A 7,260-nucleotide genomic window follows, 5' to 3' on the forward strand; every position below is an offset into this window, starting at 1 on the left:
CCGCGCAGACGAAGTCGCCCTCGTTTTCGCGGCCCTCGTCGTCAACCACAATGATGAAGCGCCCTGCCCTCAAGTCGCCTAACGCCTCATCTATCGAAGCGAACACGCTCTTCCCGTCAACCCCGCGCCGGATCTTCTTGGCTCCGACAATCATGAACAGTCAAGATAGTGGCGCGTCCGGCTAAGTCAAGCAAATGCGACGGGACGCAACGCCGGTGCGGCCCAACTCAGCTATTGATTTGTCTCGGGAAATCAGTATCATAGCCATTCTCTGCCGGACCCTTGAGCCTGTTTGCGGCACGGTGGCTCAGGTTTGTGCAGCGACCAACGGTCTTTCTAAAGAGCCCGTCTAGCATTGACAGTAGTAGCGAAATTGGTATAAGGATAGCTAAGATGAAGACTTACGTCGCCAGGAAAGACGACATAAAGAGCGAGTGGTATCTGTTTGACGCCGGCGGTCAGACCTTGGGCCGCCTCGCCACACAGATAGCTGTTCGTTTGATGGGCAAGCACAGGCCAATCTACACCCCCCACATCGACTCGGGCGACCACGTGGTCGTGGTTAACGCCGCGGGCATCAAGCTGACGGGCAAGAAGTACGACGAGAAGCTCTACCACCGCCACTCCATGTACCCGGGCGGCCTGAAGACATTCACCTACGCCCAGGTCGTGGAGCGGTTCCCGACCCGGCCGCTGGAACTGGCGGTGAAACGGATGCTGCCCAAGAACAGACTGCAGGCAAAGAGGATGGCTCGGCTCCACGTCTACACAGGAGCCGAACACAGTCACCAGGCCCAGAAACTCACACCGGTCAAATAACATGGAAAAGAACTACTTTGCCACCGGCAGCCGCAAGTCAGCCACGGCCAAAGTCTGGCTGGTCGCCGGCGGCTCCGAGACGATTGTCAACGGTCAGCCCTTCGAGGAGTACTTCGGCCGGGCCGACCTCGTTAGCGCGGCGATGTCGCCGCTGAAGACCACCGGCACTTCCGGCTTCGGGCTGAAGTGCCAGTGTTCGGGCGGCGGCCTCTCCGCTCAGGCTGCAGCCGTAGCTTTGGGTGCCGCCCGGGCTCTCGTCGCCTACAACCCCGACCTGCGCAAGGCCCTGCGCGGTGCCGAGCTACTGAAGCGCGACCCGCGTGAGAAGGAACGGATGAAGTACGGACTGGCCAAGAGGAGGAAGCGCTTCCAGTGGACCAAACGTTAACCATCAAGCAATTGCTCGAGGCTGGTGTCCACTTCGGGCACCATTCCCGTCGCTGGAACCCCAAGATGAAACCGTTCATCTTCGGCAAGAAGCACGGAATCTTCATCATCGACCTGGAGAAGAGCCTGGAACGCATGCGCCTTGCCTACGAGGCGGTGCGTAACATCACCGAAGCCGGCCGTGACGTACTCTTCGTCGGCACCAAGCAGCAGGCACGGCCGATCATCGAGGAGGAGGCTACTCGCTGTGGCTCCTGCTACGTAACTGAGCGCTGGCTGGGAGGCCTGCTCACGAACTTCGAGATTCTATCGACCCGCATCACGCGGCTTTCCGATCTGGAAAGGATGATCAACGAGGGACAGTACGGCAGGACGACCAAGAAGGAAGCCCTCCTTCTGCAGCGCGAGCACAAGAAGCTCCTCCGGGTGTTCGCCGGCCTGAAGGCGCTCGACCGCCTGCCCGGCGCAGTGTTCGTGATTGACCCCGTGCGCGAGGCAACCGCCGTCGCCGAGGCCCAGCGAGTCAGGATTCCGGTCATCGCCCTCATCGACACCAACGGCAACCCTGATGGCATCGACTACCCGATCCCGGGCAATGATGACGCTCTGCGTTCCATTCGGCTCGTGGCCGGCATGATAGCCAACGCGGTGATGGAGGGCCGGAAGCAGTTCGACACCGAGGAGGTCCAGTGAGTCAGCCAACCGAGAAAGTCGTCGACCTCCGCCGCCGCACCGGAGCAGGCATGATGGACTGCAAGGCCGCGATCGAAGAGGCGACCGGTGACATCGAAAAGGCAATCGAGATCCTCCGCACCAAGGGCATCGCCAAAGCGGCGAAGAAGGCCGAGCGGCCGACCGCTGCCGGCGTGATTGAGTCCTACATCCACCCCGGGGAACGACTCGGCGTGCTCATCGAGGTGGACGTCGAGACCGACTTCGTCGCCCGCAACCAGGAATTCCGTCGGTTCGTGCGCGACCTCGCGATGCACATCGCCGCGGCCGACCCGGCGGCGATTGACCGGACCGGTGTGGCCCCTGAAGTCATCGAACGCGAGAAGCGTATCTACGAGGAACAGGTGACCCAATCCGGAAAGCCGGCCAACATCGTCGAGAAAATCGTCCAGGGCAAACTCGAGAAGTTCTACGCCGACGTGTGCCTGCTGGAGCAGCCTTTCGTGAAGGCTCCCGAGAAGACCGTGGGCGACTACCTGAAGGAAACCATCGCCAAGTTCGGCGAGAACACCGTAATCCGGCGTTTCGCTCGATTCAAGCTCGGTGAGTAACCGGCGCTACAATCGACTCCTGCTCAAGATATCCGGTGACTGCTTCAGCGACTCAAAGTCGCTGAAGCGCGTCGCCGACCAGCTGGTCTCGGCCCAGCACGCTGGCGCCAACCTCGCCGTCGTCATGGGCGGTGGGAACATCCTGCGCGGCCGCGATACCCGAGACATGGACCAAGCCGCAGCTGACAAAGCCGGAATGCTCGCCACGGTCATCAACGGCATCAAGCTGACCGAACTGCTCGGCTCCCATGCCCCTGCAAGGCACTTTTCGGCCATCGCCGTGCCCGGGACCGCGGCGGGCTACGACATCTGGCAGGCCCGCGAAGCGCTGAAGGAGGGAAGGATCCTTGTTCTCTCCGGCGGCACCGGCAACCCTTTCTTTTCGACCGACTCGGCCGCGGCGCTCCGGGCCGCGGAACTGGGCATGGACACGCTGCTGAAAGGTACGCGTGTGGCCGGAGTCTTCTCTTCCGACCCGGAGAAGAACCCCAAGGCGGAGTTCTACCCGACACTTACCTACCAGCAGGCGCTCGAAGAACGACTCGCGGTGATGGATCTCACGGCCTTCGCCCTCTGCATGGAGCGGAAGATACCGATAGTGGTGTTTGACATCACGCGGCCGCGGGCTATCCTTGACATCATGAAGGGAAAACGAATCGGGAGTCTTGTATGCTAGACAAAGTCTATTCCGAATACCGGCAGAAAATGACCAAGACAATCGAGGTGCTGGAGAGCGAGTTCGCCCGCATCCGGACTGCTCGTGCCAACCCGGCCATCCTTGATGGCGTCAAGGTCGACTACTACGGTCAACCAACTCCCCTGAAGCAGGTGGCGAGCATCTCGGTACCCGAGCCACGCCAGATCGTGGTGCAGCCGTGGGACCGCTCGGCCATGGTCGAGATCGAGAAAGCGCTGCAGAAGGCCGAACTCGGCCTCACCCCCAAAGTCGAGGCCAACCTCATCCGCCTGCCGATTCCGGCCCTGACCGAGGAACGTCGTCGCGAACTCGTGAAGCTCTGCGCCAAGCTGACTGAAGATTCCCGCGTTGCGGTCCGCAATCTGCGGCGCGAGGCGAACGACGCGGCAAAGAAGCTCGAAAAAGAAAAGAAGATCACCGAAGACGACTCCAAGACATGCACCAAGAAGATTCAGGAAATGACCGACGAGTTCATCAAGAAACTTGACGAACTCCTGAAGCACAAGGAAGCCGAAGTCATAGAGAAGTGATCTGCAGCCGGCCCACGGCCAGCAGATCAGCCCGAGCGATCGAAGGCAGTCGGAGGATCTCACTCTAGCGACGCAGATGCCTGAATTCCACAAAGTCCCCCGCCACATTGCCGTCATCATGGACGGCAACGGTCGCTGGGCAAAGCAAAAGGGCCTGCCCCGCGCCATTGGCCACCAGGAGGGGGTGAAGTCGCTCCACGAGGCGGTCGAGACCCTCGACGACGTCGGGGTGAAGTATCTCACGGCGTACACCTTCTCCACCGAAAACTGGTACCGGCCAAAGCACGAAGTCGAACTGCTGATGAAGCTCATGGGTAAGACAATGGACGACGAGCGGCCCGGCCTCATCAAGAACAACATCCGCGTCCGCGCCATCGGTCGCATCTCCGACCTTCCCCAGAGCCTGCAGGACACCCTGTCCCGCCTCATCGCCGACACGGCGAGGAATACCGGGCTCACGCTCTGTCTCGCCCTCAGCTACGGCGGTCGAACCGAGATTCTCGACGCCTGCCGTCGCGCGGCAGAGACCGGCAAGGCGCCCCAGACCGAAGCCGAGTTCGGCGCGCTGCTCTACGACCCGTCGCTGCCCGACCCGGACCTTCTCATCCGCACCGGCGGTGACCAGAGGATCTCCAACTACCTGCTTTGGCAGTCGGCCTACACGGAGTTATACTTCACCGAAGCACTCTGGCCTGACTTCCGCAAGGCCCAGCTACTCGCCGCGATAGAAGACTATGCCCAGCGGCAGCGCCGCTTCGGCCGCATTGACGAAGAGTAACTGGCTCAGCCGAATTCTGATCGGGGCCGGGCTCGGAGGCGCGACATTCGCGGCCTTGTTTGGCCATACGGCAATCATCGCGGTCATCGCTGCGGCCTGGGTTGCACTCGCCACGCTGGAGTTCATACAACTCCTTGACAAAGCAGATATCAAGCTGAATCGCTGGCTGCTCCCTCCACTCAGCGTCCTCATCGTCGCCGCCGCCTACTTCGGCCTCCTGCCCGGTTTTCTCCTCGCCCCGATTGCGGCAGTCCTCCTCGCGGCCGTCGCCACCCAGGAGACGAGGCCGCGCGTGCCGGTCTATGGCCTGTTCTCCCTCATCTACCTGGGATTCTTCCCAGCCCACCTGGTACTGCTCAAGAATCTCTCCGCAAACCGCGACTGGTCGCCGTGGCTCGTATTCTTCCCTCTCGCCCTGACCTGGCTCAACGACACCGCCGGACTGGTGTTCGGCAGGCGCCTCGGCAAGCACAAGCTTGCACCAACGCTGAGTCCCAACAAGACCATCGAGGGCTATGTCGCCGGTCTTCTCTTCTCGGCACTTCTGTCAGCAGTGTATCTCCACTTCCTTGAGCCCTTCGCGAGCCGCCCGATCTGGTGGCTGGCGGTAGTGGGGATCGGGCTCGGCACGATGGCTCAGGCGGGGGACCTCTTCGAGTCCATGTTCAAGCGGGCGGTCGGCGTGAAGGACACCTCGTCCGCTCTCGCCGCCCACGGAGGCTTCCTCGATCGGGTCGACAGCCTCCTCTTCACCATCCCCGCCTTCTACTACCTCGTCCTCTACCTCTGAGGCAATCGAGAATGGCGAGTCTGGAAAGGTAGAACCCGTGTTCTTCATTCGACATTCGGACTTCGCACTTCGGACTTGACGCGATGCGTCTCACCGACCCGGTCATCCGCGAAGGCCCGCAGCTCAAGATCGACTACGTAGCCTGTGACTCGCTCGGAACCAGAGGCATGTGCGTCTGCATCCATACTCCTGACGTTGTGGTGACGGTTGACCCGGGCGCGTCACTCGAGCCCGCCCACTTCCCGATGCCAGTCGAGCGCCGCCGTGCCATGGTCGACGATCACGATGCCGCGATTCGCTCGGCCTGCTCACGTTCCCAGCTTGTAGTCATCAGCCACTACCATCTCGACCACTTCTCCGAGGGACGTGACGTGGAGCGCTATGGCGGCAAGACCTTGTTCGTCAAGAACCCGGAAGGCCTGCCGGCCAAGCAGTTCGAAACCGCCAAGGCATTCCATAGGGTCATCGATGGTCTGCCCAAGGAGACGATTGTCGCGGACGGCCGCAAGTTCAGGTTCAAGAAGACGCAAATCAGCTTCTCCCCTCCCGTCTGGCACGGCGCCGAAAACGCTGAGCCCGGGAGAGTCATCATGACCGAGGTCAGTTGGGGCAAAGAGAAGCTGCTCGTCACTTCTGACGTCGGCGGACCACTGGATACGGCGACGACGGACCTGATCGTTGACGCCAAGGCCCGGACCGTGGTCGTCGACGGGTACCCGACCTACATGCTCGGCCAATTCGCTACCGACCACGATCTGGTTCGCAGCATCGTGAACGTCTGCCGCATCCTGGCCGCGCCCACCGTGAAGACGGTTGTCCTCGACCACCATATGGCCCGCGACTACCGCTACCCGGCCTTCTTCAAGCTCGTCTACGACAAGGCGAAGCAGCTTAGCAAGCAGTTCGGCACCGCGGCTGAGGTGATGGGCAAGACCAGCGCGGTGCTCGATGGCTACCAGAACTACGGGCCGACCCGCTGGCACAAGTGGTTCCCGCTCGAAGCCGGCGACGCCCGTGCGGTGCTCGACCGGGCGGCCGCCGAAGGCAAGCTCGACAAGGATTGGTCGGCGCAGTTCGACCGATGGGTCGCGTGAGACTCAGAACTCGAATGGCCACTACACAGGCCTGTACGCACAGTCCTCTAGGAACAAACGGAAAGGTTGAAACGATGAACAGAACCCAAGACCGACTGCTGCTGGCCCTCATGCTGCTGCTCGCGGTGGCATCGCTGCGCTGCCCGTCAAAGGCCACCGTCTCGGGCCAGCCCACGCTACCCGAACCCGACTTCGTCGTGGCGCGGGACGGCTCCGCCGACTACGAGACCATCGGCGACGCGCTCGACGACGCCGAGGACGGCAGCGTCATCCTGGTCAAACCCGGGACCTATGAAGAGGAAGTCGAGTTCCAGGATGACCAGAAGAATATCACCCTGCTGGGCTCGGGCCCGGACAAGACCATCATCGACGCGGATGGCGAGTACTCCGCGGTGACACTGCGGGGCAGTGGCCACCGCCTGTCCGGCTTCACGCTGCGCGGTGCCGAGTCGCACGGCCTCTACGTGCCTGACGGCAAGCACCAGGTCGACTACTGCCTTATCGTCGACAACGACGACCGCGGCATCTACCTGAGCACGTTGTCGGGCCGGGGTCGCGCTCGGATAGACCACTGCACTATCGCTGACAACGAAGTCTCAGGCATCTACTCCGTCAAGGACGACGCGGGAACCACCATCAGCAACTGCATCGTCGCGTTCAACGGCCGCGGCATCGTCACCGACGAGGACGAGGGCGGCATCAAGATCACCAATTGCCTCGTGTCCAACGAACGCGAGGACTTCGACCGCGTCAGCGAAGGCACCAGCAACATCACGGATGACCGGTATGGAGTCAAGCCGTGCGTTAGCTGTCTCGCTTTCAGTAGAGTTATCTTCCGACGGTCCTGCTTCGCCTGACCGCCAGTTCTGTCGGTCTCGCCAG

General features: G+C 61.8%; 11 protein-coding genes. 10 read left to right on the plus strand and 1 reads right to left on the minus strand.

Annotation, left to right across the window (positions count from 1 at the left end; genetic code table 11):
* Positions 1 to 154: hypothetical protein (locus FJY68_12735; protein MBM3332690.1), on the minus strand; the 154-nt coding region annotated here is incomplete at its 3' end.
* Between the two features lie 239 nt (positions 155 to 393).
* Between FJY68_12735 and rplM the strand changes: the two genes are divergently transcribed.
* The 10 genes from rplM to FJY68_12785 all read left to right on the plus strand — a co-directional run bounded on the left by rplM (position 394) and on the right by FJY68_12785 (position 7,235).
* Positions 394 to 819 carry a 50S ribosomal protein L13 gene (gene rplM, locus FJY68_12740; protein MBM3332691.1) on the plus strand — a complete coding sequence of 142 codons (426 nt, stop codon included), beginning with the start codon at positions 394 to 396 and terminating at the stop codon, positions 817 to 819.
* A gap of 1 nt (position 820) precedes the next feature.
* On the plus strand, positions 821 to 1,207 hold the full coding sequence (gene rpsI, locus FJY68_12745; protein ID MBM3332692.1) for a 30S ribosomal protein S9: 387 nt from the start codon (positions 821 to 823) through the stop codon (positions 1,205 to 1,207).
* Positions 1,192 to 1,899: a 30S ribosomal protein S2 gene (rpsB, locus tag FJY68_12750; protein MBM3332693.1), complete on the plus strand. Its 708-nt coding sequence runs from the start codon at positions 1,192 to 1,194 to the stop codon at positions 1,897 to 1,899. Before rpsI ends, rpsB begins: the two co-directional genes overlap by 16 nt.
* A complete protein-coding gene (gene tsf / locus FJY68_12755; GenBank protein ID MBM3332694.1) occupies positions 1,896 to 2,489 on the plus strand; it encodes a translation elongation factor Ts in 594 nt (197 codons plus the stop codon). Before rpsB ends, tsf begins: the two co-directional genes overlap by 4 nt.
* Complete coding sequence (locus FJY68_12760; protein ID MBM3332695.1) at positions 2,482 to 3,165, plus strand: uridine monophosphate kinase; 684 nt, start codon at positions 2,482 to 2,484, stop codon at positions 3,163 to 3,165. Before tsf ends, FJY68_12760 begins: the two co-directional genes overlap by 8 nt.
* Complete coding sequence (locus tag FJY68_12765; protein ID MBM3332696.1) at positions 3,159 to 3,716, plus strand: ribosome recycling factor; 558 nt, start codon at positions 3,159 to 3,161, stop codon at positions 3,714 to 3,716. The genes FJY68_12760 and FJY68_12765 overlap by 7 nt, the downstream gene beginning before the upstream one ends.
* A gap of 76 nt (positions 3,717 to 3,792) precedes the next feature.
* Complete coding sequence (gene uppS / locus FJY68_12770; protein MBM3332697.1) at positions 3,793 to 4,494, plus strand: di-trans,poly-cis-decaprenylcistransferase; 702 nt, start codon at positions 3,793 to 3,795, stop codon at positions 4,492 to 4,494.
* Positions 4,451 to 5,284, plus strand: coding sequence for a hypothetical protein (locus tag FJY68_12775; protein ID MBM3332698.1), 834 nt, complete (start codon positions 4,451 to 4,453; stop codon positions 5,282 to 5,284). The genes uppS and FJY68_12775 overlap by 44 nt, the downstream gene beginning before the upstream one ends.
* A gap of 83 nt (positions 5,285 to 5,367) precedes the next feature.
* Entirely contained in the window at positions 5,368 to 6,378 is a 1,011-nt protein-coding gene (locus FJY68_12780) for a hypothetical protein (GenBank protein ID MBM3332699.1), read from the plus strand.
* Positions 6,366 to 7,235, plus strand: a complete 870-nt coding sequence (locus FJY68_12785) for a hypothetical protein (protein MBM3332700.1) — start codon at positions 6,366 to 6,368, stop codon at positions 7,233 to 7,235. Before FJY68_12780 ends, FJY68_12785 begins: the two co-directional genes overlap by 13 nt.
* The last annotated feature ends 25 nt before the right edge of the window (positions 7,236 to 7,260 follow it).

It is taken from the genome of candidate division WOR-3 bacterium (assembly GCA_016867815.1).
Taxonomy (GTDB): Bacteria; Hydrothermota; Tepidihabitantia; order Tepidihabitantales; family Tepidihabitantaceae; genus UBA2258.